Annotated in this window: 23 protein-coding genes; 7 read left to right on the plus strand and 16 right to left on the minus strand. The window is 46.7% G+C overall.

Features of this window, described 5'->3' with window-relative positions:
- Positions 1-31: 31 nt before the first annotated feature.
- A complete protein-coding gene (locus ICE89_RS00560; RefSeq protein WP_216264279.1) occupies positions 32-2,554 on the minus strand; it encodes a PAS domain-containing sensor histidine kinase in 2,523 nt (840 codons plus the stop codon).
- Between the two features lie 205 nt (positions 2,555-2,759).
- Between ICE89_RS00560 and aceE the strand changes: the two genes are divergently transcribed.
- The 3 genes from aceE to lpdA are packed head-to-tail and all read left to right on the plus strand — an operon-like array spanning position 2,760 to position 8,870.
- Complete coding sequence (gene aceE, locus ICE89_RS00565; RefSeq protein WP_216264280.1) at positions 2,760-5,456, plus strand: pyruvate dehydrogenase (acetyl-transferring), homodimeric type; 2,697 nt, start codon at positions 2,760-2,762, stop codon at positions 5,454-5,456.
- 15 nt (positions 5,457-5,471) lie between these two features.
- Positions 5,472-7,076, plus strand: a complete 1,605-nt coding sequence (gene aceF, locus ICE89_RS00570) for a dihydrolipoyllysine-residue acetyltransferase (RefSeq protein WP_216264281.1) — start codon at positions 5,472-5,474, stop codon at positions 7,074-7,076.
- Between the two features lie 9 nt (positions 7,077-7,085).
- Positions 7,086-8,870 carry a dihydrolipoyl dehydrogenase gene (gene lpdA, locus ICE89_RS00575; protein ID WP_216264282.1) on the plus strand — a complete coding sequence of 595 codons (1,785 nt, stop codon included), beginning with the start codon at positions 7,086-7,088 and terminating at the stop codon, positions 8,868-8,870.
- Positions 8,871-8,941: 71 nt separating this feature from the next.
- On the opposite strand, the gene ICE89_RS00580 is transcribed toward lpdA, so the two are convergent.
- On the minus strand, positions 8,942-9,496 hold the full coding sequence (locus ICE89_RS00580; RefSeq protein ID WP_216264283.1) for a phasin family protein: 555 nt from the start codon (positions 9,494-9,496) through the stop codon (positions 8,942-8,944).
- Positions 9,497-9,695: 199 nt separating this feature from the next.
- Here ICE89_RS00580 and ICE89_RS00585 point away from each other — a divergent pair, with 199 nt between their 5' ends.
- Together ICE89_RS00585 and ICE89_RS00590 are read left to right on the plus strand one after the other, a co-directional pair.
- On the plus strand, positions 9,696-10,583 hold the full coding sequence (locus tag ICE89_RS00585; RefSeq protein WP_216264284.1) for a DMT family transporter: 888 nt from the start codon (positions 9,696-9,698) through the stop codon (positions 10,581-10,583).
- A gap of 109 nt (positions 10,584-10,692) precedes the next feature.
- Positions 10,693-11,697, plus strand: coding sequence for a serine hydrolase (locus ICE89_RS00590; protein ID WP_216264285.1), 1,005 nt, complete (start codon positions 10,693-10,695; stop codon positions 11,695-11,697).
- Between the two features lie 8 nt (positions 11,698-11,705).
- Here the strand turns inward: ICE89_RS00590 and ICE89_RS00595 are convergent, their stop codons facing one another.
- The 13 genes from ICE89_RS00595 to ICE89_RS00655 form a co-directional block, all read right to left on the minus strand.
- A complete protein-coding gene (locus ICE89_RS00595) occupies positions 11,706-12,539 on the minus strand; it encodes an IclR family transcriptional regulator (protein WP_216264286.1) in 834 nt (277 codons plus the stop codon).
- A 102-nt stretch (positions 12,540-12,641) separates the two neighbouring features.
- Complete coding sequence (locus ICE89_RS00600; protein ID WP_216264287.1) at positions 12,642-13,676, minus strand: quinone-dependent dihydroorotate dehydrogenase; 1,035 nt, start codon at positions 13,674-13,676, stop codon at positions 12,642-12,644.
- Positions 13,677-13,685: 9 nt separating this feature from the next.
- Positions 13,686-14,432, minus strand: coding sequence for an arginyltransferase (locus ICE89_RS00605; protein WP_216264288.1), 747 nt, complete (start codon positions 14,430-14,432; stop codon positions 13,686-13,688).
- Positions 14,429-15,166 (minus strand): leucyl/phenylalanyl-tRNA--protein transferase, encoded by a 738-nt coding sequence (gene aat / locus ICE89_RS00610; protein ID WP_216263014.1) that lies wholly within the window; start codon positions 15,164-15,166, stop codon positions 14,429-14,431. Before aat ends, ICE89_RS00605 begins: the two co-directional genes overlap by 4 nt.
- A 9-nt stretch (positions 15,167-15,175) precedes the next feature.
- A complete protein-coding gene (locus ICE89_RS00615) occupies positions 15,176-15,736 on the minus strand; it encodes an NUDIX hydrolase (protein WP_216263015.1) in 561 nt (186 codons plus the stop codon).
- Between the two features lie 9 nt (positions 15,737-15,745).
- Entirely contained in the window at positions 15,746-17,572 is a 1,827-nt protein-coding gene (locus ICE89_RS00620; protein ID WP_216264289.1) for a bifunctional chorismate-binding protein/class IV aminotransferase, read from the minus strand.
- Positions 17,573-17,596: 24 nt separating this feature from the next.
- Positions 17,597-18,172 carry a peptidylprolyl isomerase gene (locus ICE89_RS00625; RefSeq protein ID WP_216264290.1) on the minus strand — a complete coding sequence of 192 codons (576 nt, stop codon included), beginning with the start codon at positions 18,170-18,172 and terminating at the stop codon, positions 17,597-17,599.
- 77 nt (positions 18,173-18,249) lie between these two features.
- Complete coding sequence (locus ICE89_RS00630) at positions 18,250-18,876, minus strand: 2-hydroxychromene-2-carboxylate isomerase (protein ID WP_216264291.1); 627 nt, start codon at positions 18,874-18,876, stop codon at positions 18,250-18,252.
- A gap of 6 nt (positions 18,877-18,882) precedes the next feature.
- Positions 18,883-20,196, minus strand: coding sequence for a replication-associated recombination protein A (locus ICE89_RS00635; RefSeq protein ID WP_216264292.1), 1,314 nt, complete (start codon positions 20,194-20,196; stop codon positions 18,883-18,885).
- Positions 20,197-20,200: 4 nt separating this feature from the next.
- Positions 20,201-20,680: a DUF3429 domain-containing protein gene (locus ICE89_RS00640; RefSeq protein WP_251367797.1), complete on the minus strand. Its 480-nt coding sequence runs from the start codon at positions 20,678-20,680 to the stop codon at positions 20,201-20,203.
- Positions 20,681-20,716: 36 nt separating this feature from the next.
- Positions 20,717-21,571: a 3-hydroxybutyryl-CoA dehydrogenase gene (locus ICE89_RS00645; RefSeq protein ID WP_216263021.1), complete on the minus strand. Its 855-nt coding sequence runs from the start codon at positions 21,569-21,571 to the stop codon at positions 20,717-20,719.
- Between the two features lies 1 nt (position 21,572).
- Positions 21,573-22,280 carry a glutathione binding-like protein gene (locus tag ICE89_RS00650; RefSeq protein ID WP_216263221.1) on the minus strand — a complete coding sequence of 236 codons (708 nt, stop codon included), beginning with the start codon at positions 22,278-22,280 and terminating at the stop codon, positions 21,573-21,575.
- Positions 22,281-22,316: 36 nt separating this feature from the next.
- Positions 22,317-23,513: a pyridoxal phosphate-dependent aminotransferase gene (locus tag ICE89_RS00655; protein WP_216263022.1), complete on the minus strand. Its 1,197-nt coding sequence runs from the start codon at positions 23,511-23,513 to the stop codon at positions 22,317-22,319.
- Positions 23,514-23,597: 84 nt separating this feature from the next.
- Between ICE89_RS00655 and yaaA the strand changes: the two genes are divergently transcribed.
- Entirely contained in the window at positions 23,598-24,374 is a 777-nt protein-coding gene (gene yaaA, locus ICE89_RS00660; protein ID WP_216264293.1) for a peroxide stress protein YaaA, read from the plus strand.
- Complete coding sequence (locus tag ICE89_RS00665) at positions 24,374-25,585, plus strand: DUF2863 family protein (protein ID WP_216264294.1); 1,212 nt, start codon at positions 24,374-24,376, stop codon at positions 25,583-25,585. The genes yaaA and ICE89_RS00665 overlap by 1 nt, the downstream gene beginning before the upstream one ends.
- Before the next feature lie 119 nt (positions 25,586-25,704).
- Here the strand turns inward: ICE89_RS00665 and ICE89_RS00670 are convergent, their stop codons facing one another.
- On the minus strand, positions 25,705-26,079 hold the full coding sequence (locus ICE89_RS00670) for a hypothetical protein (protein ID WP_216264295.1): 375 nt from the start codon (positions 26,077-26,079) through the stop codon (positions 25,705-25,707).
- Between the last annotated feature and the right edge of the window lie 9 nt (positions 26,080-26,088).

The raw sequence follows: 26,088 nt of genomic DNA on the forward strand, positions 1-26,088 counted from the left end.
GTTCTCGTGAGGTGAATCTATAAATTCGAAGTTAAACAGTAGCCTTGGATTCAGGGGATTCCAGTGGTAGAAGTATTGTAAAGGTGCAGCCAGCCAGCTTGGTCTGTTCTAAGTCTTTGACATTGGTGGCCCAAAGCCTGCCATGATGAGACTCAATAATGGAGCGGCAAATATTGAGTCCCATGCCCATTCCGTCGGACTTTGTGCTGAAAAACGGCTCAAATATGCGTTCCAGAACGTTTTCCGAGATTCCGCCCCCTGCATCGGTCACCTGGATTCTGAGCATGGCTGGGAAGACGCTGGTGTCCAAATCTGCGCTAATCTGAACTGGCGGCGCTGACCAACGGGAGGAAAGGGGGTAAGCCTCACGGACGCTATCCAAGGCGTTTTTCAGAAGATTGACCACTACCTGGAGGATCAGGACTGGATCTAGGTTAACTACGGGCAGATTTTCAGCAATTTCCGAGCTAATGACTAAGCGATGGCGGTGGGCTTCAATTTCAACCAAGCCAACTGCGTCATTAATAATTTCAGTAATGTTTGCCGCTTTACGTTGAGGCTCACTGCGTTTTACAAAACCTCGTATGCGCTGAATGATGGTGCCAGCACGATGGGCTTGTTCAGAAGCCTTTTCTAATGCCGGCAAAATATCTTTAGTTAGCGCAGGGTCAAGATGCCCATCCAAGCGCTTAGCAACACCCATGCAGTAGTTTGATATGGCTGAAAGAGGTTGGTTTAGTTCATGAGCTAAAGAGGATGCCATTTCACCCATTGTGGTGAGACGACTAGTGAACTGCATCCGCTCTTGTTGTTGCAGGGCTAAATCATCTGCTTCTTTACGAGCAGTAATGTCAGTGGCAATCAATAGCTGTGCAAGATGCCCATCTACCCACGGGATGTAACGACGTCTAACTTCAAACCATTGATTATTCTCATCGCCTAGCTGAACTTCTTCTGACTCGGATTCTTGGTATAGGAATGAGGTTGGAATTCCAGGGGGAGAATCCTCAAGATCTTCTGCAATATCTCGCATCGTCGTGTTGCTGGTATCGCTGCCCGCTAATTGGAAGTGACCTTTAGAGTTATCTCCAAAGCGCTCGCGGTAAAAACGATTAGCAAATAGCAGGGCGTTAGTTTCTAGTGAGACCACCGACACAGCTGCGTCTAGACTTTCTAGAACAGTGGTGAAGCGATCTTGAGAAGCAGCTAATTCTTCGCGAATCTTTTTAGGTTCTGAAATATCAATTAATGAGGTAACCCAACCAGTCTGCTTACCTTTTTCATTTATCAGTGGGGCAATAAAGGTACGGGTCTGTATCAAGGAGCCGTCTTTCTTTAAGATCGCTCCTTCGATGCCGACCCTCATGACAACGCTGATGTCGGACTTCATCGCCCGATTCATTTTCTCAACAAGCTCATCTCTTCTGCTATCTGGCCAGAATGGAAAGGGCGGAGTAAGGCCTATTAACTCTTCTGATGTCCAGCCTGTCATTTCGCAAAATGCTCGATTCACATAAGTAATGCGCTTTTGCATATCATGCGCACGAATGCCCACAGGGGTGGAGTCTTCCATGGCATTACGAAAGCTGGTTTCTTTGCGCAGGCTTGCTTCTGCCTCTTGGCGTACTTGCATTTGCTTTAGTACAGACCACAAGCTCCAAACCACGAATGCGCTTAATCCGATCACAACACCAATTAACATCCTGAAAGTGAGGTTGGTTGGCGGAGGATAGGTATCAATGCGTAAATTAATGTTGGGGCTTAAGACCCCAATGTCTAAACTTGTCTGATTGCTAAATGCTCTTTTAGGGGTATCTCTATCGGAAGAAATGCCCAATACTCTTTCATTGTCGGTGAGCAAGGTAAAGCGGTAATGGGATTTCAGTTCACTAGGCAGGGCATCCAATATTCCTTGAGGCGTATAGAGTGCTGCCAAGAAACCAACCACTTCTCCACCAACAATATTAGGTACCACTTGCCATAGAACGATTTTTCTATCGGTGGGGATCGGTGCGTCACCTGGTAAATTTAAGGAAACAAACTGGCTAAAGGCTGCTCGACTGGTTACTCGGCTAAGCTCAATAGTTGAGGCAAGACTGGAATTAATGAGCTGATCATTTTGAGTTTTGCTAATCCAATCCGATTTGTTACTTTCAGCGGGAGCTGCCCATAGCCACTGATTTTGATTATTTAACCAAATGATTTTGACGATCTCATGGTTATTTAAAACGAGATCTTCTGCTTGCTCGCGCGCAATTTGTCTGAGCTTGAATTGATCCTCGTTTGCAGCCATTTCTCTATTAATCGTTGTTAATGCATCAAGGTTGCTAGCGAAACGAGATTGAATACGCTGTTTGGCAAATGACAGCTCTCTAAATAGGGCAGCCTCTTGCTGATTCTTTTCTTGCAAATGCAGCGTACCCAAAATAATGCCCATGACTGCTGTAAAGAGAACAATGGCTAAAAGCGGGGTGTAAACAATCCTAAATCCGCGTATTTTGCGGAGCCACCTAAAGGGGCTGAGGACTAGGCTGGAAAATGCTGTTTTTCTCATAAATACTAAGCATTTTGCCTGATTTGCCCATCCAAAATGCCATTTCTTCCCGTTTCATAGCTTCTTATTTGCACCGCAATAAAATACCACATTATGAGAAATACTATCATTATGTGGAAAATTGCTTGTTTACACCCATATACCTTCCTAGAATGTTGCCTATAGAGTTGATTACAAATTAAGCATTATTCAATGGAGACAAAAAATGGCAGCAGTTCCAGACCAAGTATTAGGTAAACAGAACACTCAGGATGCGGATCCTGGTGAGACTCAGGAATGGTTACAAGCGCTCGATGGCGTGATTCGTAACGAAGGTCCCGAGAGAGCTGCCTATCTCATTGATCAACAAATTTCTCACGCTCGTGTAAACGGAGTAGTGCAGCCATTCCATGCTGAGACTCCTTATATCAATACTATTCCTGTTGAAAATCAAGCACGTTTACCTGGCGATCAAAATATAGAACATCGCATTCGTTCATATACGCGGTGGAATGCTATGGCGATGGTGCTGCGTGCGAACAAAGATACAAACGTTGGTGGACACATTTCATCGTTCCAGTCAGCAGCTACTTTGTATGACGTTGGCTTCAACCATTTCTGGCACGCACCGTCCCCAGAGAATGGTGGCGATTTAATATTTGTTCAGGGCCACTCAGCGCCAGGTGTTTATGCACGTGCATATATGTTGGGCCGTCTCGAAGAAGGTCAGCTCAATAACTTCCGTCAAGAAGTTGGTGGCAAAGGTATCTCTAGCTATCCACATCCTTGGTTGATGCCAGACTTCTGGCAGTTCCCAACCGTATCGATGGGCTTGGGTCCGATCATGGCAATTTACCAAGCGCGCTTTATGAAGTACCTAACAGACCGCGGCTTCATTCAAGAGCAAGGCCGTAAAGTTTGGGCATTCCTGGGTGATGGCGAAACCGACGAACCAGAATCCTTGGGCGCGATTGGTATGGCCGGTCGTGAAAAACTCGATAACCTGATTTTCGTAATTAACTGTAATTTGCAGCGTCTAGATGGACCAGTGCGCGGCAACGGCAGCATCATTCAAGAGCTTGAGAGCGAGTTCCGCGGTGCCGGCTGGAATGTGATCAAAGTAGTGTGGGGCGGTCAGTGGGACGCTCTCTTTGCACGCGATAAAAAAGGCATCCTGATGCAGCGCTTAGGCGAGATCGTTGACGGCCAGTATCAGACTATGAAGTCTAAGAACGGTAGCTACGTTCGCGAGATCGTTTTTAATACACCAGAATTAAAGGCCTTAGTAAGTGACTGGAGTGATGATGAAATTTGGCAACTGAATCGCGGTGGTCATGATCCACATAAAGTGTATGCAGCATTCCATGCGGCGGTAAATCACAAGAATCAACCTACAGTGATCCTAGCCCACACCATTAAAGGTTATGGCATGGGTGGCTCAGGTGAGGCGATGAACATTGCCCACCAAGCGAAGAAGATGAACGATGACGACGTGCGTCGCTTCCGTGATCGATTTGAGATTCCTGTTAAAGATGAAGAGTTGGACGAAATGCCTTTGGTCAAGTTTGCCGAAGGTAGTCCTGAATTAGAGTACATGAAGGCGCGTCGTCAAGAGTTGGGTGGTTACTTGCCGCAACGTCGCACTAAAGCGGAGAGCTTGCCAGTTCCTGCTTTAGAAGTATTTGCTCCATTGCTTGAAGCCACTAGTGAAGGTCGTGAGATTTCTACAACCATGGCATTTGTGCGCATACTCAATACAGTTGTGCGCGATAAGGTGTTGGGTAAACGGGTGGTACCGATTGTTCCAGATGAGTCCCGTACTTTTGGTATGGAAGGCATGTTCCGTCAATTAGGAATCTGGAATCAATTGGGTCAGTTATATACACCAGAAGATCATGATCAATTGATGTTCTACAAAGAGGACAAGACAGGTCAAATTCTGCAAGAAGGTATTAATGAAGCCGGCGGTATGTGCGACTGGATCGCCGCCGCAACTTCTTACTCTACCCATGGCGTACCGATGTTGCCTTTCTATATCTTCTACTCCATGTTTGGTTTCCAGCGTATCGGTGATTTAGCTTGGGCTGCAGGGGATATGCGTAGCCGCGGTTTCTTGCTAGGTGGTACAGCTGGAAGAACTACCTTGAACGGCGAAGGCTTACAGCACGAAGATGGCCATAGTCATTTGTGGAGTGGTGCGGTTCCTAACTGCATCAGCTATGACCCAACCTTCTCATTTGAATTAGCTGTAGTGATTCAGGATGGTATGCGTCGTATGTTGGAAGTTCAGGAAGACGTTTACTACTACGTTACTTTGATGAATGAAAACTATTCACACCCAGCAATGCCTAAGGGTGCGGAGAAAGACATCATCAAGGGTATGTATAAGCTCAAGTCTGTTGGTGATGACAAGGCAAAATTGCGTGTACAACTCTTAGGTTCGGGAACGATCTTCCGTGAAGTGATTGAAGCAGCGGAGATTCTGCATAAAGACTGGGGTGTTGCCTCTGACTTGTGGGGTTGCCCAAGCTTTACTGAGTTAGGCCGTGATTGGACTGCAGTTCACCGTAGCAATCTGTTGAACCCAACTGCTGCACCCGCCTTATCTCATGTAGAGAAATGCTTGAAAGATACTACTGGTCCAATCGTTGCAGCTACTGACTATGTTCGTTTATTTGCTGAACAGATTCGTCCAGCAATTCAGCACATGGGTCGCCGTTATGAAGTATTGGGTACTGATGGCTTTGGACGTTCTGATACTCGTGAAAAACTCCGTGACTTCTTTGAGGTAGATCGTCGCTGGGTCGTTCTCACTGCCTTGAGGTCGTTGGTTGACTCTGGTCAGCTTGATCGCTCTAAGTTGACTGAGGCGATTCAGAAGTACAACATTGACACTACTAAACCAAACCCAATGACGGTTTGATAAGAGACAAATACTATGAGTCAAATAATTGAAATCAAAGTCCCGGATATCGGCGACTATAAAGATGTGCCAGTGATCGAAGTCTTGGTTAAAGCCGGTGACAAGATTGAGAAAGAACAATCTATCGTTGTGCTGGAGTCTGATAAAGCCACCATGGATGTTCCATCATCACACGCTGGCATTGTAAAAGAAGTCAAAGTCAAAGTAGGCGACAACCTGTCTGAGGGATCCCTTGTAATTACCTTGGAAGAGGGCGTGGCAGGAACAACTCCTGCACCAGCGACAGCAGCAGCAAGCGCTCCTGCGCCAGTAGCAGCTGCCAGCGGCGGATCCCCCATCGAAATCAAAGTCCCAGATATCGGCGACTATAAAGATGTACCAGTGATCGAAGTCTTGATTAAAGCCGGTGACAAGATTGAGAAAGAACAATCTATCGTTGTGCTGGAGTCTGATAAAGCCACCATGGATGTTCCTTCTTCACACTCAGGCATCGTCAAAGAAGTTAAGGTAAAGGTGGGCGATAACTTATCGGAAGGATCGGTAGTTGTCATCTTGGAAGGTGGGGCATCTGGCGTATCGACTCCTGTGTCTACTCCTGCAGCTGCACCTGCCGCACCAGCAATTAAAGCGGTAGAGCCTCCGATTGCGCGCGCACCCGCACCACCTCCTATCAGCAATACCCCCCCGCCAGTCGACGACGCAGTAAGTCATGCAAGTCCATCAGTGCGTAAGTTTGCGCGTGAGCTTGGTGTCACTATTACGCAAGTTAAAGGATCTGGCCCTAAAGGCCGCATTACTCAGGAAGACGTCCAAGCATTTGTGAAGGCGGCTATGAGTGGTGGTGCAGGTAGTCCTGCGGCTGCTTCAAGCGGCGGTAGTTTAGGTGGTTTGAATCTGATTCCTTGGCCGAAGGTTGATTTCACGAAGTTTGGTGAAATCGAGCGCCAACCACTCAATCGTATTAAGAAACTCACTGCAGCCAATTTAGGCCGTAACTGGGTGATGATCCCTGCCGTGACTTATCACGAAGATGCTGACATCACTGATTTAGAAGCATTCCGCGTTCTCACCAATAAAGAGAATGAGAAGAAGGGTGTCAAGATCACAATGCTGGCTTTCTTAATGAAAGCTGCAGTCGCTGCATTGAAAAAGTATCCAGAGTTTAATAGCTCTCTGGATGGCGATGATCTGATTTTGAAGAAATACTTCAATATTGGATTTGCCGCAGATACTCCAACTGGATTGGTTGTCCCGGTCATTAAAGATGCTGATAAGAAAGGTATCTCTGAATTAGCTAAAGAGACTTCAGATTTAGCAGCTCTTGCCCGTGATGGCAAGTTAAAGCCAGATCAAATGCAAGGCGCTAGCTTTACGATCTCATCACTAGGCGGTATCGGTGGAACGTATTTCTCCCCAATCGTGAATGCTCCTGAAGTAGCGATTATGGGCGTGAGCAAAGCGGCTATGAAGCCAGTCTGGGATGGTAAGCAGTTTGTGCCACACCTCATTTGCCCATTGTCTCTCTCTGCAGATCACCGTGTAATTGATGGCGCCTTAGCTACTCGCTTCAATGTATACATTGCTCAGCTCTTAGCCGACTTCCGTCGCGCTAGTCTGTAAGGGGGATCTATGGCTAAGAAAACGATCCTCGTTCCGGATATTGGTGACTATGCAGATGTACCGGTCATTGAAGTACTGGTTAAAGTAGGCGACGTGATTGAAAAAGAGCAGCCGCTATTAGTTCTTGAATCCGATAAAGCAACCATGGAAGTTCCAGCCGATGCTGCAGGTACTGTTACTAGTATTGCAGTCAAGCTTGGAGATAAAGTGAGTAAAGGTTCTGTGATTGCGGAGATTGAGGCTAGTGGTGCAGCGCCTGCGCCTCAACCAGCTCCAGCAGCAAAACCTGTAGAACCAACCACACCTGCTGCTGCTATTGCTCCTGCCCCAGTAGCAGGGCAGTACAGCGGTCAGGTTGATCATGAGTGTGAAGTGTTGGTACTCGGCGCTGGCCCTGGCGGTTATAGCGCAGCGTTTCGTAGTGCCGATTTGGGTATGAATACCGTTTTAGTTGAGCGTTACCCCACTTTAGGCGGAGTCTGCTTGAACGTAGGTTGCATTCCATCTAAAGCATTGCTGCACACCACCTCAGTCATGGATGAAGTCAAAACGATGGCGAAGCACGGCATCACTTTTGGAGCGCCGAAGATTGAGATTGATCAGCTCCGTGGTTACAAAGAATCCGTCATTGCTAAATTGACCGGTGGGCTTGCTGGTATGGCAAAGGCTCGTAAAGTAAAAGTAGTACGTGGTCTAGGTAAGTTCTTGGATGTAAACCACGTCGAGGTTGAATTAACTGATGGTACCGGTCAGGATCTCACTGGTAAAAAAGAAGTGGTGCGCTTTCAGAAGGCCATCATTGCCGCTGGTAGTCAGCCAGTGAAGCTGCCATTCTTACCAGAAGACCCGCGCATTGTAGATAGTACCGGTGCTTTATTGCTCAAGAGCATTCCAAAGCGGATGCTTGTTATTGGTGGCGGCATTATTGGCCTAGAGATGGCTACGGTTTACAGCACATTAGGCTCACGCATTGATATCGCCGAGATGATGGATGGCTTGATGGCGGGTGCTGATCGTGATTTAGAAAAGGTCTGGGAGAAGTTCAATGCCGGACGTTTTGAAAAGATCATGCTTAAGACTCGTGCTGCTAAGGCAGAAGTAAAGCCTGACGGAATTCAAGTTTCTTTTGAGGGCGAGAACGCGCCAGCTGAACCACAAACGTATGACTTGGTATTGGTTGCAGTAGGCCGTACTCCGAATGGCAAAAAGATTGATGCCGGTAAAGCGGGTGTGCAGGTGGATGAGCGCGGCTTTATTCCAGTTGATAAACAAATGCGGACCAATGTCTCTAATATTTTTGCAATTGGCGACTTGGTTGGCCAGCCGATGTTGGCTCACAAGGCAGTACATGAAGGTCACGTTGCTGCGGAAGCTGCTGCTGGAGAAAAATCCTACTTCGATGCCAAGCAGATTCCATCGGTTGCCTACACTGATCCTGAAGTGGCATGGGCTGGCTTGACAGAGGAGCAATGTAAAGCTCAAGGTATTACTTATGAGAAGGGTTTATTCCCATGGGCAGCTAGTGGACGCGCGATCGCTAATGGACGTGATGAAGGTTTCACAAAACTCATTTTTGATGCTACTACCCATCGCATTATTGGTGGCGGTATTGTTGGCACGCACGCTGGCGATTTAATCGGCGAAGTGTGTTTGGCAATTGAGATGGGTGCTGATGCGGTGGATATCGGTAAAACGATTCATCCACACCCAACCCTTGGTGAGTCAGTCGGTCTTGCGGCTGAAGCAGCTCATGGCCATTGCACTGATTTACCGCCAGTGAAAAAGAAATCTTAAGTAGCGCTTGAGGTGTAAAAGAAAAAGCCCCGAGCAATCGGGGCTTTCGCAGTCAAGACACTCTCTCAGAATTATTTCTTCTTCGTCGCCTTACTAGCTTTCTCTGCAGTCTTCAATACAGTTTCTGTTGCGTCGCTAAGATTGGTTTGTGCAACTTCAACTGCGTGCTTAACCGCTTTTTGACTAGTTTCAAATACATTGTTTGCAGAAGCAATTGCTTGCTTCATTGCTTGCATAGCTGCATCTGATCCAGCCGGTGCATTTTTTGTCCACTCTTCTACCAAAGAGTTAATTTTCTTTTGGCCAGCTTGAAATTCTTTTTCAGCGGATTGTGTGAAGCTATTTTGTGTCTCATGTGCCAACTCATATAAATGACGGCTATAGGCCATAATTTTTTCTGCCATTGGTTGCACTGCTTCGGCTTGATGGGCTAGCAACTGTTGAATGTCTTTCACTTCCAGTGCTTTCTTAGCGCTATTCATGCTATCGCTCAAGCTTTGTTTCGCAATATGCATATTAAGCTCAACCAACTTTTTAATGCTTTGCAATGCTTGATTGGTCAATCCACTCAAAGTCTCTAAATTTGCTTTCTGTGCCGCTGCAATTTGTTCTGGAGTTAAGTTCATCTGCATCTCTTTCCGTTTCACTGTTTTGTGTCTTTTGATCTTAAGCTTTTTCTTAATGTACTCTCTTTGCGACATTGTATGGTGTAGATGTTGCGATGCAACATAAATGGCTTGCCATGTAGATGAATAGTTCAAACAAGAAAAGAGCCTAAAATCAGGGGGCTCAGTAAAAAATCTCAATACTTTCAGTAAGTTACCCATGAAGCTTTCGCTTGATAACGCCATTGCACCGATCTTTGTCCTCATATGGAGTACCGGCTTTGTGATTGCGCGTATGGCAATGCCATATGTAGAGCCAGCCACCTTTCTGTTTTGGCGTTTTGCAGGGGTTCTAGCGGCTATGGCAGCGCTCAGTCTCGTGTGGAGAATTACCTGGCCTAGCTGGTCGCAAATCAAGCACATCGCCATTGCTGGGATCTTGCTGCAGTTTGGCTATTTACTGGGAGTATGGTTTGCTGTTCGTCTTGGAATGACGGCAGGGTTGGTGGCCATAATAGTTGGTCTGCAACCCATCGTTACTGCTTGGTTTGCTGCTTGGATTTCTGAGAAGGTCAGCTCACGTCAATGGATAGGTCTAGGATTCGGATTTGCGGGTGTTGCGCTTGTGGTTGCCGAGAAGATTGGCTTTAACCACATTCCATTGCTTAGTTATGTTTTGGCATTTATTGCACTTCTATCTATTACCTTTGGCACCCTATATCAGAAGAAATTCTGCCCCGTATTTGATCTGCGTGCTGGATCCTCTATTCAGTTTGGGGTATCGGCAGTTTTGTGTTTCTTTTGTATGTATTTCTTTGAGTCTGGCGTGATGGTTTGGAATCCATCTGTTATTGGCGCCTTACTGTGGGCTATCTTTCCTCTGTCAATTGGATCGATTAGCTTGCTATTTATGATGATTCGCAAGGGGGCAGCCACTAAAGTCACCAGCTTTCTTTATTTAGTGCCACCAACTACTGCTGCAATGGCTTGGCTCTTATTTGATGAGCCATTTACATTGCTGATGGCGGTAGGTTTATGTTTGACGATGACTGGCGTAGTGCTAGTGAATGCCCGTCAGACCAATACAGTAGCGACTATTGCCGAGTAGGGCATTCATTTAGTGGAATAAATTACCTGGATTGGGGCGAATAAAACCGCTTTGTCTTCAGAAATTAATTATCATTCCGTATGTTGAAAGTTTTGGAAGGTATTTTGGGATGCGTTTGAATCGATTTTGGCCCCTAGTTATTGCATTGCTCTTTTGGCTGGGAGTGCTGGGTAACGCACCTGTTCAGGCCGCAACAAAAGATAAGCAGAAGCAAGTAAAGTCAACAAAAGTGGTGACTAAGTCACCCAAAAGAGCCAAGACTGTCCGCGTCACTGTTACTAGATCATCTGCACCCGTAGTTGCAGGACCTCCATCATTAGCTACTGCATTAGGTTTGCGTGGTCAGCGCGATGAGCTCAATCTTAAATCCACTGTAGTGATGGTGGTCAATCAAGACACAAAGGAAGTCTATTACGAGAAGAATCCTTCTGTCAGTTTGCCTATTGCCTCTATTACCAAACTCATGACTGCCATGGTGACGCTCGATGCAAAATTGCCAATGGATGATGTCATCGTTATTAATGCAGAAGACGCGCATATTTATCGGCACTCTCGTTTGGCTGAAGGCACTTCACTTACCCGAGAAGATGCGCTGCATTTGGCTTTGATGTCCTCTGAGAACCGCGCCGCATATACCCTAGCCAGAAACTATCCCGGCGGCCTACCTGCATTTGTTGCTGCCATGAACCGTAAGGCAAAAGATCTCGGCATGGAGCACTCTCACTTTGAGGATCCCACTGGACTGACTAGTGAGAATGTTGCTTCAGCAGAAGATCTCACACGCATGCTCAATGCTGCCTATCAGTACAAAACTATTCGTGAGTTCTCAACCTGGCCTGATTTAACTATGGTGATTGCCAATCGCCCGCAAAAGTTTTTGAACACAAACCGTTTGGTACGTTCCGGGGATATGGATATTGGATTGCAGAAGACTGGCTTCATTAACGCTGCAGGTCGATGCTTGGTCATGCAGGCAAGGGTAAACAACACGCCATTGCTATTGGTCTTTTTGGATTCTGTAGGAACGCAATCCCGTTTTGCCGATGCAGTGCGGGTGCGCGATTGGTATGAGCGCATGCCATCTGGCGCGCAACCCATTCGTCGCTTGATGTAACTGATGAATTAAGCTGCTGAGCCTGGCTCGGCAGACTTGGGTTTAAAACCCATGCCTTTGGATATCTGTAGGGCAGTCTCTAGTAGGGCGCGGAGCCAATCTGCTTGTATACGATCCGTTGGGGCGCTTAAAGACAAGCCGGCAACCAATTTTCCAGTGTCATCCAAAATGGCTGCAGCTAAACAGCTCACGCCTAACTCTAATTCTTCGTCATCGCGAGCGTTACCCACTTTACGCACATGATTGAGTTCGGTTTCGAGTTTGCCTAATTCGGTAATGCTGTTACGAGTGTGTCCAGATAAACCTGTGCGAGTGACATAGGCACGCACTTGTCCAGGGTCGTCGCTCGCGAGGAAGAGTTTGCCAACCGAGGTGAGATGCAAAGGTGCACGACCACCAATGGCACGAACTACCTGCATGCCTGAGCGTTCACTATAAGCGCGATCAACGTAGACAATTTCATCGCCTTGACGTACGGATAGGTTAACGGTTTCACCAGTGAGCTTATGCAGAGTACGCATTGGTAGTTGCGCAGCCTCACGCACAGATAAGCGTGCCTTCACCAAATTACCTAGCTCTAAAAGTTTTAAGCCAAGGCGATAGGTTCCTCCATCGCCACGCTCAACCAATCGGCAAGCAACGAGGTCATTCAAAATTCGGTGGGCAGTAGAAGGGTGCAGACCCGTTGTCTCTGCGAGATTCTTCAGGCTACTGGATTCTTCTTGCTCGGCAAGGGCGTCTAGCAAATTCATCATGCGCTCCACTACCTGGATGGCTGTCTTGCCAACCTCGCCGGTAGATTTGGGGGTTTTGATGGTCTTGCTGGTGTTCATAGGTCTCATTGTAGCGATTTCGGACGAAATTGCATATTATGAAATCCTATATTACAAAGGCATCTGCTGAAAATATCCCCTTTTATAGGGACACAGGGGATTAAGGCTCTTTTAGGCTTGCCTTAAAGCAGCAGCACACTCATTGACTAAGTCAGGCCCTCGATAAATCAGGCCGCTATAGAGTTGCACTAAGCTGGCGCCTGCCATGATCTTTTCACGGGCATCTGCGCCACTCATGATGCCGCCCACGCCGATGATGGGTAGTTGATTACCCAATCTCGCCTTTAAAGCTTTGATGACAATATTAGAGGCATTACGCACGGGCGCGCCAGATAAACCGCCAGCCTCTTCACCAAATTCCATTCCCTTGACTACATCACGAGAGATGGTTGTATTGGTGGCGATGACAGCATCAATGCCAAACTCGAGCAGGAGATCGGCAATGAGATGAATGTCGCTATGGTCTAGATCGGGTGCAATTTTCAAAAAGAGTGGTTTGCGTACGCCATAACGATCGCTTAAGCGCTTTCTGGCTTCATCAAGACTTCCCAATAATTCGCGGAGCATTTCTTCGCCTTGTAAGGCACGCAGATTTTTGGTGTTCGGTGAAGAAATGTTGACAGTGATATAAGCGGAGATTTCATAAACGGCTTCCATTGCCAGGATGTAATCTCGAGAAGCCTCTTCAATCGGGGTGCTGGCGTTCTTGCCAATATTTAAACCAAGTACACCACCACTTTGCCAAAACTGAGAGCGACGCACTCTGGCAACGCAGGCATCAACGCCATCGTTATTAAAGCCCATGCGATTAATAATGCCCTGAGCTTGCGGTAAACGAAACATGCGTGGCTTAGGATTGCCAGGCTGTGACCGTGGCGTGACTGTGCCGATTTCTAAAAATCCAAACCCTAATGCAGCGAGTGCATCGATATGCTTACCATCTTTATCTAAGCCTGCCGCTAATCCAACTGGGTTAGAAAAATCAATGCCACAGAGTGTTTGTGGATCATTAATGGGCTTGCTTACTAAACGCTCCAATAAACCCCAGCGCTGCGCACGGTCCATATTGCTTAAGGTGAGGTTGTGCGCCTTTTCTGGGTCTATAGAAAACAGCCAGGGGCGGAGGAGGGAGTAACGACCGATCATGGGTAGATATTATGACTCAGGGAGCTCTTGCCAATGATCGTCAATCAAACCTTCCATGGGTTGATATTTCACCTTATACGACATCTTGTCGCTTTCCTTAATGAAGTAGCCAAGGTAAAGGTAAGGCAAACCCAATATGCGAGCTTGTTCAATTTGCCACAGAATGCTATAGCTACCATAACTGGCCGCAGAGCTTGTGGTGTCGTAAAAGGTATAAACAGAAGAGATTCCCTGTTCCAGAATATCGATCATGCTCACCATACGTAATCGACCGGGGTGCGGGTCATGTGGACCATCCCGAAACTCCACAATACGGGAGTTCACTCGGCTTTGTAATAAGAACTGCATGTATTGATCTTGATCATCGCTATCCATGTCACCACCTGCGTGCCGCTCAGTTTGATAACGTTGATAGAGTTGGTAGTGTTCCTCTTGGTAACCTAGATTGAGGACTGAGGCCTGAAGATCAGAGTGTTTTTTTTGGGCGCGGCGCTGGCTGCGAGAAGGCGTAAATTGGTTTACCAAAATACGCGTAGAAATACAGGCTTTACATTCGTCGCAATATGGTCGATAGGTATACAAACCACTTCGACGAAAGCCAGCATTAAGTAAATCGTTATACACATCCGCATGAATCAGATGCGATGGTGTGGCTACTTGTGAGCGAGCTGTTTTATTGGGTAGGTAGCTACAAGCATAGGGAGCAGTTGCATAGAACTGCAGGGTGGTTAGGGGAAGTTCTTTAAGCTGAGTCATAACCAGTGATGCAAAATTGCTTTGTCAAAAGTCCAGGATTTCTCAATCTTAGTTTGATTTAAGGATATTTGCAGTTGCTCTAAAAAGACCTGCCTGGGTATTGGGCTGGCGCCTAAGGACAACAGGTGAGCCGTTTCTTGCTGGCAGTCGATCATCTGGACTTCATTCATCAGGCACCATGCACTCAGGGCTGCTAAAGAGATTTTTGATGCATTGGTCTTACGACTAAACATAGACTCACCAAACACCATTCCTCCAAAGGCAACACAATAAAGTCCGCCAGTAAGCTGGCCATCTTCGATTACGGCAATACTGTGGGCGTTGCCTGCTTCGTGAAGTGCGGTGTAGGCATCAATGATTTCATGGGTAATCCAAGTACCATCCTGATCTTTGCGAGTGCTCGTGGCACAGGAGCGTATGACCGCACCAAAATCGGCATCAACCAATATCTGTGACTGCGTGCTTTGACAAAAGAGTCGAATATTCTTTTGCAAAGATTCACTGCACTTAAAGGCGCTGGGCTTTAACACCATTCTAGGGTCCGGCGACCACCAGAGAATAGGTTGGTTATCCGAGTACCACGGAAAAATACCTTGTTGATAGGCGCGAGCTAGTTGACCGGGGTATATCTGCTCACTGACGGCAATGAGCCCAGGAACGCTGGGATCGGGATCTGCCTCAAGCAGCGGATTTGGGAAAGGGTCGTTGGGCCCTAGCCAGGCAATCTGACCCATATTGACTCTTTAGATTCTTTCGGAAGGTAGAACGTCACGACTGCGCACATGAAATTCCTTACCAGCCTCTAAGTTGCCAGCAGCGCGGTCTGCAAAGAACCATTCAAGGGTTTGCTTGACAGTGGGAAAGGCCAATTCTTCCCACGGAATATCATGCTCATGAAAAAGGGCTACTTCAAGACTTTCTTCACCAGCAGAAAATTCTGGATGGGTCATCGTGGCTAAATAGAATAGGTGCACCTGTTCTGCGTGAGGCACATTCAGCAAAGAATAGAGTGGTCCAATTTCCACGGCGGCACCAGCTTCTTCCAGAGTCTCGCGGGCTGCGCCGTGGCTAGTGCTTTCACCTAACTCCATAAAGCCCGCAGGTAAAGTCCAAAAGCCATGACGAGGTTCAATCGCACGACGACATAAGAGCACTTGCTTGCCGTATACCGGAATACTTCCCACTACGTTGCGAGGATTTTGATAATGAATGCTGCCGCACGCTTCACAGACATGACGCTCACGAGAGTCATCTGCTGGAATTTTGATAGTTAATACTGAGGCGCAGTTAGAGCAATACTTCATGCTGACTTTCTAAAAATGGGCTTTGATGGCGCCGCGTAATGCATTGCTAAGCATAATCTCATCTGCCATTGAAACATCATTAATAGTCAGGTTGGCTTCACGGGCATTTAGAGTGGGATCTGTAAGTAGGGCGGCACGCATTACCCCAGGCAAGAGACCGGCCGATACTGGTGGCGTAAGCCATTCAGAGCTACCCTGAGGTTTAACAAAAATGCTAGTCCTTCCGCCCTCAGTAACAAAGCCTTGTTCATTGACAAATAAGGCATCAAATCCACCTAAGTTCACGGCTTCTTGCCAAGCTTGGTCATAAAGAGATCGATTGCTCATTTTGTGACGCAGTAAAGCATCCCCAGAAAACATCGTCACATCACCTTGAAGAATATCTTTAGCCCAGAATAGTTTGACTGGTTCATTGATCAAATCCATCGCAGCATTCGTAACTAATAGTTCGCCAGTAGGCGTGAGATCCAACCTTAATCGATAGGACAAGTTTTTATCAAATGAGGCACAGGTGCTCAGAATCAATTTCTTGGCAGTCTCCAGTTGAAAGGGGATTCTTAAAGCTGCTGCAGATGCAAACAGACGGTGTAAGTGGGCGTGCAATCTTTGGGGTTCGCCATTCAGAACCGCAATGGTTTCAAATAAGCCTGTAGCGCTTGGAAGATCCACTAGGAAGGCAGATTTAATGCGGCACTCTTGCCATTCTTGGCCTGCATCTGAGTCATTGGTGATTCCAGCGCCAACCCCTAGGGTAAAGCTTGATACATGAGAGTCGTGATCTTGCCTAATTTCAACAGTGCGGATGGGAACACTAAAGGCAAAGTTCCCATTGGGGTCAAGCCAGCCTAAGGCGCCGCAATAGTAGCCGCGATCTTCGGGTTCTAGTTCTTGAATAATTTCCATACTACGCTTTTTAGGGGCCCCTGTAACTGAGCCACATGGAAATACCGCTTTGAAAATATCGAATAGAGCAACATCAGGTTTGATCTGACCTTGCACGGTAGAAGTCATTTGCAATACATCACCGTGTCTTGCCACTTCAAATAGATTGGGCACTAGTACCGTGCCCGGAAGAGAGATGCGACTGAGATCATTACGTAGCAAGTCCACAATCATGACATTCTCAGCTTGATTCTTTGGGTCATCCGATAAGGTGCTCGCAACGGCAGATAGGGCACTTGCAGTACCCTTCATTGGCATAGCTTTTATCGTATCGCCATCTCGCGCAATAAATAGTTCAGGTGATTGCGACAGTAAAAAGTTGCCATCATGTTCAATAAAAGCACCAAAGCGCCCAGGCTGGCGATCCCTTAAGCGGCTATATAAGGCGAGTGGAGCACCATAAGTCTTGCCTGTGATTCGATAGGTGTGGTTAATCTGGTAGCTATCACCGCTGCGGATGTATTCCTGTATCGCTGCAATATCGGCAGTAAATTGCTCCTCGTTCAAGGATTCCTGAACATCCATCACTCCGGCGCTTGCTTGAGCTAGATCTAGCGAAGCCAACCTCTGAGCAATGCAGATGTCGACATCCTGCTTGGATAGTTTTTTGAATTCTTCAAAAGACCAGGCTTCAATGAGCGGATGGTGATGATCTGATTGATTGACTCGCTCAGGTAGATTATGAATTTGTCTACCCAACTCATAAGCAAAGGCAGCAACAATAAATTCACCCTTTGCAAGCGCGGCAGAAATTTCAGTAAGGCACTGCTGGGTAGCGGTTAAATCTAACGCATGATCGCCGCTCGGAAGAACGCACCAGTAGTGCAGCGCGTTTTCATATTGGCGACTAGTGGGTAAGGCCGCGGTGCTTTGCGCATCATCGAGCAAAATCATCGCGGCTTACCTAGCAATGTCTACTTATTTCAGAATCGTGGCAGATTCGATGATGACAGTCTTAGTAGGAACGTCAGACATTCTGCCCATGCGTGGGGCTGGAGCAACCATGGTTGGTACTTTGCGAATGGCATCTATGGTTTGTGTCCCAGAGATCACTTTGCCAAACACGGTATAGCCATTACCCATCGCATTAGGGTAGTCGAGCGCCGCATTGTCTTTCACGTTAATAAAGAACTGCGAAGTTGCGGAATCAGGATCAGAGGTGCGAGCCATCGCAATCGTGTAAACGTTATTCTTCAAGCCATTTTGCGCTTCAGAAACTACTGGGGAATCGGTTGGCTTTTGATTTAAGTCTGGCGTAAACCCACCACCTTGAATCATGAAGCCATCAATCACACGATGAAAGATCGTGCCGTTATAGAAACCGCTCTTAACGTAGTTCAAAAAGTTAGCAGTGCTCTTGGGTGCTTTCACATCATCTAATTCAACGACGAAGTTGCCCATCGTAGTTTTGAATTCAACCTTAGGGCCTGCAAACGCTGCTTGACTAGTAAAACAAGAAACAGCAACAACAAGGGCGGCAAATAGCTTACGCATAAGAACTCCTTAAATAAGATAAAAATAGCTTGTATTTGATTGTATTGCCCAAGACCGCCGGAGGGTTAAATGATCCTTTAGGCTAGCCCATTGGGAACATTTCCGGCATAAGCATAGGAAGCCTCATCAAACATGCCCGGTCTTGCAAGGTAGTCCAGTGTCCAGTCAATAGTGTCAACACCCCAAAAGCAATGTTGATTCACTATCAGGGCCGGCACTCCAAAGGCGCCATCGGCTTTTGCTTGATTGGTATTAGCGATCAGCTTTGCCTTCACTTCTGGATTTTCAGGTTTAGGTGTATCTGCGGGAAGCCCTAAATGACTACAAAATTCTGGCCAAGATAGGTTGGGGTCTTTACCTTCCGCCCAAACATAATCAAAAGCACGCTCAACCATCACCCAATCGGCATTCTGTTCAACGAGAAGACGTTGTGCAGCAACTGTCATAAAGGGGTGATGTTCTGGAAAGCGAAACGGAATACCTAACTTCTCCGCCTGCCATACACAAAACTGATAGGTGTGTGGGCGTTTGGCAGCAACTTCTCCTGGACCCTTATTTTCAGAAGCTCTGAGCAGGCCACCCAGCAGAATAGAAATAGGTTTAATCTCTAGCTTGCTTTCAAGACGCTGTCTTTGCTTGGTGTACAGATAAGCAAACGGGGAAACAATATCGTAATAAAAAGTAGCTGCAATCTTTGTACTCATATCGCCTTATTTTTTCTTGTGCTCTTCATCGAGCTTCTTTAAGAATGCTAGTTTTTCTTTGATCTGCGACTCTAGGCCACGCTCAACTGGTTCGTACCAATGCGGCTCCTTCATGCCTTCTGGCAGATAGGTTTCACCAGCGGCATAGCCATGCGGCTCATCATGGGCATAGCGATATTCCTTGCCGTGACCAAGCTCTTTCATTAACTTAGTGGGTGCATTGCGCAGATGATTCGGAACGGGTTTGGATTGATCTTTTGCTACATAAGCGCGAGCAGCATTAAAAGCGTTGTAGCTTGCATTGCTTTTTGAGGCAACGGCAAGATAGACTACTGCTTGCCCAAGAGCTAACTCACCCTCAGGGGATCCTAGTCTTTCATAGGTCTGCGCTGCATCGTTAGCCAATTGCATCGCTCTTGGATCTGCCAGGCCAATATCTTCCCATGCCATCCGAATAATGCGTCTGGCTAAGTAACGGGGATCAGCACCGCCATCTAGCATGCGGCAAAACCAATATAAGGCCGCATCGGGGTTAGATCCGCGAACAGATTTGTGTAGAGCAGAGATTTGATCGTAGAAGTGATCGCCACCTTTGTCAAAACGCCGTGCTTGAGCACTCAGCGCATTCTCTATAAATTGCTGATCAACGATTTTTACTTCCGCATTTGGTGTGAGGACCGCATTGCGCACTTGTTCAACTAAATTGAGAAGGCGTCGCGCATCACCATCAGCGTTAGAGATAAGGGTGTCGATTGCCGTTGATTCAAATTGCACATCGGGCATCGCATGCTGATGAGCTCGATTAAAGAGTAATTTCAGCTCCTCGGGGGTGAGCGATTTCAAGACATAGACTTGAGCACGCGACAGAAGTGCAGAGTTCACTTCAAATGATGGGTTCTCAGTAGTGGCGCCAATAAAGGTAAATAAACCTGACTCCACATGGGGTAGCAGTGCGTCTTGCTGGCTTTTATTAAAGCGATGGATCTCGTCAACAAATAAAATCGTTTGCTTGCCGTACTGAGCCATATTTTGTTGGGCTTGCTCAATGGATTCCCGGATTTCTTTAACGCCCGCTAGGACTGCAGAGATCGCAATGAACTCACGATCAAATGCTTTGGCGGAGAGACGCGCTAGCGTAGTCTTGCCAACGCCCGGAGGACCCCAGAAAATCATCGAGTGAGGCTTGCCGGAGGCAAATGCTAGATTGAGTGGCTTACCACTTGCCAATAAATGCGCTTGTCCAATGACTTCTTCAATCATTTTTGGGCGCAGTGCCTCTGCTAAGGGTGGAGGCGGTGCGCTATCAAAAAGACTGCTCATTGCATCAGGCTTGAATAAAGAGAATAACTAAGGATGCCCAGGTGAGGCAGGCTGCTGCAACATAGGTCAAGCGATTGCGCATGGTCATAAAAGCAGAGCGGGCGGCTTCGTCGGCAAAATAATATTGATAGGTGTTCTGATCAATATTGCGCTGAATGATTAGAGTGGAAGCCAAAATAAGTAAGCCCACTGGAATATAAATGTGAAGCGCTAACCAAGCCACTAAAGCGGGGATGACACCCCAGATCCATGCATTACGGTCTTCCCAGCGATCACCAGCAGGTGCCTTACCTAGAAGATGTAAATTGGCACCCCAATGCAAAGCCCCCATAAAGGAAGTAATCACGGCACCATAACCCGCCAAAGATTCAGCGCTTAAATAATTTACGGGTGTTGGCGCTAATTGCACCATGAGGGCTAGCCCAATAAATGGAATAAGACCAGCATAGCCAAGTTTGCGAACTAAAGGTGGGATGGGGTTCACGATGACGATATCTAGGTTAAGGGGTTGTGAATGAAATTATTTATCGTAGGTGTATACGCCGCGACCTGTTTTGCGACCGAGATATCCAGCGGCAACCATTTCACGAAGCAACGGGCAAGGGCGGTATTTGGAATCGCTGAAGTTTTCAAAATAGACTTCCATCACTGCCAAGCAAGTATCAAGACCAATGAGATCTGCTAAGGCTAGTGGGCCAATCGGTTGATTGCAGCCTAACTTCATGCCAGCATCAATATCTTCTGGACTAGCAAGACCTTCTGATAAAACAAAGAAAGCCTCATTAATCATGGGTAGCAAAATGCGATTCACCACAAAGCCAGGTGAGTTTTTAACAGTAATTGGCTCTTTGCCAACACGCTTAGCCATCTCAATAATGGCAGCGTGGGTAGCGTCACTAGTTTGCAAGCCACGAATGACTTCCACTAAGGCCATTAGGGGTGGTGGGTTGAAGAAGTGCATGCCAATAAAGCGGGCAGGGTTTGAGTCAAGTGCCGCTAGCTTGGTAATCGATAGGGAGGAGGTGTTTGTGGCAATGATAGTGTCTTTGCTCACGATCTCGTCTACTTGCTTGAGAATCTTTTCTTTAATTGCTTGGTTCTCGGTTGCTGCTTCAATCACCAATCCCAAGCCTTTAAAGTCAGCATAAGAAGTGCTTCCTTTAATACGTTTGAGTGCAGCTTCCTTTGCTTCAACAGTTAGCGTTTCTTTTTTGACAAGACGATCCAAACTCTTGCTGATTTGCTCAAGACCGCGTTGTACTGCTGCCTCATTAATATCAACCATCACGACATCAAGGCCTGCAACCGCACACACTTGTGCAATTCCATTGCCCATAGTGCCCGCACCAATGACGCCTACTGATTGAATACTCATCTTATTTCCTCTTTTGATATTGGGTGGAACCAAATAACTGCTCTCTAGCCTTGTCATCGTGCAAGGGTTTGCGTAATGCGGTTAATACCTCGCAACCACGTATTACTGCTTGCCGTGAACCAATCTTTTCAAACCACTTTTTGAAATGCGGGTAATCATTGATTTCAATGCCTTGATTTTTCCAATTACGAGTCCATGGATAAATCGCAATATCAGCAATGGAATAGCTTTTGCCTGCAATATAGGGATTATCTTTCAGTTGACCATCCAATACACCATAGATACGCTTGGCTTCATTGGTGTAACGATTAATGGCGTATTCAATTTTCTCAGGTGCGTAGAGTCTGAAGTGGTGGTTTTGCCCAAGCATGGGGCCAAGGCCACCCATTTGGAACATCAGCCATTGCAGCACCTCGTACTTACCGCGGGTGCTCTGGGGTAAGAACTTGCCAGTCTTACCTGCTAAATAGAGAAGGATGGCGCCAGACTCAAAGACATTGATCGATTTTCCGTCTGGACCATCTGGGTCAACGATTGCTGGAATCTTATTGTTGGGGCTAATCCTGAGGAACTCAGGCGTAAATTGATCGCCGGCGCCAATATCAATCGGATGAGCAATCCAGTCGCGACCTAGGCGGTAGCCGCATTCTTCCAACATGATGTGGACCTTATGGCCATTTGGGGTTGGCCAACTGTAAACATCAATCACCTGTTTTGATTTTGGGGTTGCCATTTTTTTTTTCCTCTATAAATTTTGTAAGCGCTGTAAGGCATTGGCGAGTGTTTGCTCTTGCTTTGCAAAACAAAAACGAATGACGCCAGACTCGGTAGGTTGTTCATAAAAAGCAGAAACTGGAATGGCAGCTACCCCAACTTCGCTGGTAAGCCATTTACAAAAATCCGCCTCGTTCAATTTAGTCTGAGGTATTCCCAGCGCGGAGTAATCAGCGCATTGAAAATAACTACCGGGACTAGGAAGCAATTTAAATTTGGTTTTACTTAAACCAGCCCTAAAAAAGTCTCGCTTAGCTTGATAAAAGGCGGGAAGATTTAAATAATGTTTTTCATCTGCAAGATAAGTAGCTAAGCCATATTGCATGGGAGTATTAACCGCAAATACATTGAACTGATGCACCTTGCGGAACTCTTTTGTTAGCGCAGATGGCGCAGCTACATAACCCACTTTCCAACCAGTGACGTGATAGGTCTTGCCAAAGCTAGAAACTAGAAAGCTCCTAGCTGCTAACTCTGGATGAGAGGAGATGCTATGGTGCTTGGTGCCGTCATAGACCATATGCTCATAGACTTCGTCACTCAGAATCAAAGCGGAAGTATCGCGAACTAAGGCTGCTAGGTGATCAAGATCTGATGTATCCCACACCATGCCAGTCGGATTATGCGGAGTGTTAATCAAAATGAGTCGCGTTTTAGGGTTGATAGCATTTGCTAATACATCCCACGGAATTTGATACGAAGCCACTTGTCCTGATTCATCACGCACAACCTGCAATGAAATGGCAATCGTTTTACCCCCAGCTAAATCTATTGCAGGTCGGTAGCAGTCAAAGGCAGGTTCGATGATGATGACTTCATCGCCAGGACCAACGCAAGAGAGTATGGCTGTAAATATGGCCTGTGTGCCACCTGCAGTAATCGTGATTTCAGTATCAGCGTCGTAGTGGTGACCATATAAACGGCTGATCTTCTGACTAATGCCATGACGAAGCTCTGCAACTCCAGCCATAGGTGGGTATTGATTGTGATCTGCCATCATGGCGGCATTCACATCAGCAATCAGTTTTCTGTCGCATGGAAAATCCGGAAAGCCTTGCCCAAGATTAATAGCCTGATGCTCTGCGGCCAGGGAGGACATCACCGTAAAGATGGTGGTTCCAACTTTTGGTAGGCGACTTGGAAAAGAGGGTGTCTCTAGCGGGTTCATGAGGGCAGGGGTAATGATCGGTCTTTTACAGCGGATATATCCGGTAGTCGCTAGAATGGTAAAAATACATAAACAAATTGTGCCATGCTGATCGTTCTTTCACCTGCTAAATCCTTGGATTACAAGACCCCCGTCAAGGTCAAGGCACCGACTTTGCCCGAGTTTGTCTCGGAATCAGCCAAGCTTATTGCTGATCTCAAGAAGCTAGCACCGCAAGACATTGCCAAATTGATGGGTTTATCCGATCAATTGGCCATTCTGAATGTCGGTCGCTATCGGGATTGGTCCAAGAAATTCACAGAAGAAAACAGTAAGCCGGCGATCTATGCCTTTGATGGGGATGTCTATGATGGTTTTGACGTTAAAACCCTGAATGCCAAAGCAGTAGAGTTTGCCCAAGATCACATCCGAATTTTGTCCGGCCTTTATGGTGCGCTGAAGCCTCTGGATTTGATGCAGCCTTATCGCCTAGAAATGGGCACCTCATTCAAAAACGCCAGAGGTAAGGATCTTTATGCATTCTGGGGGAGTCGCGTAACTGATTCCATCAAGAAGGTTCTAGAAAAGCAAAAGAAGCCAGCCCTACTTAATCTGGCTTCAGAAGAGTATTTCAAGGTGCTCCAACCTAAAGAATTGGATTGCCAGGTCATTTCCCCGGTGTTTCAGGATGCTAAGGATGGCAAGTACAAGATTATTTCTTTTTATGCCAAGCGAGCCCGAGGCTTGATGGCTCGCTATGTGGTTGAGAATCGTATTACTGATCCCGCTGATTTAAAGGGCTTTAATTTAGATGGTTACAAGTACTATGCCGCTGAATCAAAAGTAGATAAGCCTGTATTTAGAAGGGCAGAAAGAAAATAATGGCCGTGCATCGCACTAAAGCATCGCAACGAAATTCTCCAGAAGTGGAGAAGATGGTAGCTGACGCTATTTCTTTGGCCGCATCTGGCAGTCAGATCGAGGATCGCTTCTGGGAAGAGCGTCTGAACATGCGCTTAATGCGCTTGCTCAAAAGTCAAAATCAAAACGTGATTGATGCCGCCTTAGATCAAACCTTTCGTATCAATACGGTAGCCTTTGAAGTGCTTGCCGATATTGCCGAAACGTTGGCTGAGTCATTGAGGGTTGAGCATGAAGGGCAGGAGTGGGATGTGTTGTTACTAGCAATGCCGATCGTTGCGCATACTCGTTATCAGATTCCATCTGGGCCATTGCCTGTCAATATTATTGAGTCAACTGCTCAGGCCCTACAAAGCGCTATCGCTTCAACTGACACGCGCATAGCCATTGTTCCTTGGCTTTACAGCATTGATCAAATGCCGCATTCCCATTGTCAAACGCGCGTATTGACTGAAGCATTGGCAACCGCGGCAATTTCCGGAAAAGATGTCAAGCTTGAGTTGCGCAATATGTCGGAAACGATTGCCGTATTGGCGGATCCGCGTTTTATTATTGCCGCCTTAAGTGCGCCGAGCGGCTCCCCCATTTTTCGTTGGCAGGCTGAGCCACCAGCTCGCCAAGAGCGGGGCGTGAGTTTGATTGGTTGGCAAACTGCTATGCAGGAGCCGATTGCATCTCTACTCCCTGGTTGTGAGTTTGAGTTGCTCTTACCAGAGGCCTATTTCACAAACTGTCGGTTGGCTGATAAGCATGTGCGACCTTTGAGTATTCGCGCAGCAGTCAATTTCTTAGAGAGCACTATAGGGATACTGCCAGCTGGTTTATCTTGTGTGGTCGGAGCCTTTGGAGAAGAGCAGGCAGATGAGTATCGAATATCGTTCAGTGTAAAAGGTTCATCCGATGTAATGTATGGGGTGATCTGGCCACTGTATGACAGGGAAAGCGTGGCAAACGACGCTTTAAACGACCTGTCAGATGATGAGAGTCCAATTAAGAAGATTTGTGATGCCTTGCATGACGCAGGAGTAGAGGATGTATTCCGACATGCCATGCTGTTTGATCCAGAGCTCTGCGATGACTGTGGGGCACCTTTATTTCCAGATCGCTCAGGCGAGGCAGTACATGCTGAAATGCCAGACGATGCACCATCACAGCAACCTCTGTTTCACTAAATAAAACAAAGAAGCAAAACAAAGAAGCAAAAGAAAAATATATCGATGAAACAAAAGAAGCGCTAAGCAATAAAAAAGCCGAGAAGTCTCGGCTTTTTTATTTGATGCAGTGTGAGAAATTAATTCTGCACAAAAGGTTCCGTGCCAGCAAACAAGTGTGGCAACTTACCAGATTTCATATCTGCTGTTTGGCAAAAATCGGCAAGACGTACACCCGCTTTAATGTTGAATAACATTGCTTTGTTACCCAATACCACTAGGTCGAAGCCAGAGTTGGTATTTTTGTAACGAAGACTGCCCGGCAATGAAGTTTGGCGATCCAAATCATACGTTTTGGATTCCCAAGTTAAGCGGATCTTTTCAGTTGAGCCAGCAGTTTTGAACTGCTTGCTTTCTTGACAGGTCCAAGTAAATGCTTCTTCATCAGCAAATGCATTTGCAGCACCTAAAGTGCTAGCAAGTACAAGGCTAATGGCGAGAAGGTTTTTCTTCATCTAGTTTTC

The sequence above is a fragment of the Polynucleobacter sp. AP-Kaivos-20-H2 genome (assembly GCF_018882215.1).
In the GTDB taxonomy this organism is placed as follows: Bacteria; Pseudomonadota; Gammaproteobacteria; order Burkholderiales; family Burkholderiaceae; genus Polynucleobacter.

Excerpts from the sequence above, each read along its gene's own strand:
- aceE (WP_216264280.1), top strand. The coding sequence starts at position 2,760 with ATGGCAGCAGTTCCAGACCAAGTATTAGGTAAACAGAACACTCAGGAT.
- ICE89_RS00665 (WP_216264294.1), top strand. The coding sequence starts at position 24,374 with ATGGCCGTGCATCGCACTAAAGCATCGCAACGAAATTCTCCAGAAGTG.
- yaaA (WP_216264293.1), top strand. The coding sequence starts at position 23,598 with ATGCTGATCGTTCTTTCACCTGCTAAATCCTTGGATTACAAGACCCCC.
- ICE89_RS00615 (WP_216263015.1), bottom strand. The coding sequence starts at position 15,736 with ATGAAGTATTGCTCTAACTGCGCCTCAGTATTAACTATCAAAATTCCA.
- ICE89_RS00620 (WP_216264289.1), bottom strand. The coding sequence starts at position 17,572 with ATGATTTTGCTCGATGATGCGCAAAGCACCGCGGCCTTACCCACTAGT.
- ICE89_RS00600 (WP_216264287.1), bottom strand. The coding sequence starts at position 13,676 with ATGATCGGTCGTTACTCCCTCCTCCGCCCCTGGCTGTTTTCTATAGAC.
- ICE89_RS00625 (WP_216264290.1), bottom strand. The coding sequence starts at position 18,172 with ATGCGTAAGCTATTTGCCGCCCTTGTTGTTGCTGTTTCTTGTTTTACT.
- aat (WP_216263014.1), bottom strand. The coding sequence starts at position 15,166 with ATGGGTCAGATTGCCTGGCTAGGGCCCAACGACCCTTTCCCAAATCCG.
- ICE89_RS00655 (WP_216263022.1), bottom strand. The coding sequence starts at position 23,513 with ATGAACCCGCTAGAGACACCCTCTTTTCCAAGTCGCCTACCAAAAGTT.
- ICE89_RS00560 (WP_216264279.1), bottom strand. The coding sequence starts at position 2,554 with ATGAGAAAAACAGCATTTTCCAGCCTAGTCCTCAGCCCCTTTAGGTGG.
- ICE89_RS00645 (WP_216263021.1), bottom strand. The coding sequence starts at position 21,571 with ATGAGTATTCAATCAGTAGGCGTCATTGGTGCGGGCACTATGGGCAAT.
- lpdA (WP_216264282.1), top strand. The coding sequence starts at position 7,086 with ATGGCTAAGAAAACGATCCTCGTTCCGGATATTGGTGACTATGCAGAT.
- ICE89_RS00670 (WP_216264295.1), bottom strand. The coding sequence starts at position 26,079 with ATGAAGAAAAACCTTCTCGCCATTAGCCTTGTACTTGCTAGCACTTTA.
- ICE89_RS00585 (WP_216264284.1), top strand. The coding sequence starts at position 9,696 with ATGAAGCTTTCGCTTGATAACGCCATTGCACCGATCTTTGTCCTCATA.
- ICE89_RS00605 (WP_216264288.1), bottom strand. The coding sequence starts at position 14,432 with ATGACTCAGCTTAAAGAACTTCCCCTAACCACCCTGCAGTTCTATGCA.
- aceF (WP_216264281.1), top strand. The coding sequence starts at position 5,472 with ATGAGTCAAATAATTGAAATCAAAGTCCCGGATATCGGCGACTATAAA.
- ICE89_RS00580 (WP_216264283.1), bottom strand. The coding sequence starts at position 9,496 with ATGAACTTAACTCCAGAACAAATTGCAGCGGCACAGAAAGCAAATTTA.
- ICE89_RS00630 (WP_216264291.1), bottom strand. The coding sequence starts at position 18,876 with ATGAGTACAAAGATTGCAGCTACTTTTTATTACGATATTGTTTCCCCG.
- ICE89_RS00635 (WP_216264292.1), bottom strand. The coding sequence starts at position 20,196 with ATGAGCAGTCTTTTTGATAGCGCACCGCCTCCACCCTTAGCAGAGGCA.
- ICE89_RS00595 (WP_216264286.1), bottom strand. The coding sequence starts at position 12,539 with ATGAGACCTATGAACACCAGCAAGACCATCAAAACCCCCAAATCTACC.
- ICE89_RS00590 (WP_216264285.1), top strand. The coding sequence starts at position 10,693 with ATGCGTTTGAATCGATTTTGGCCCCTAGTTATTGCATTGCTCTTTTGG.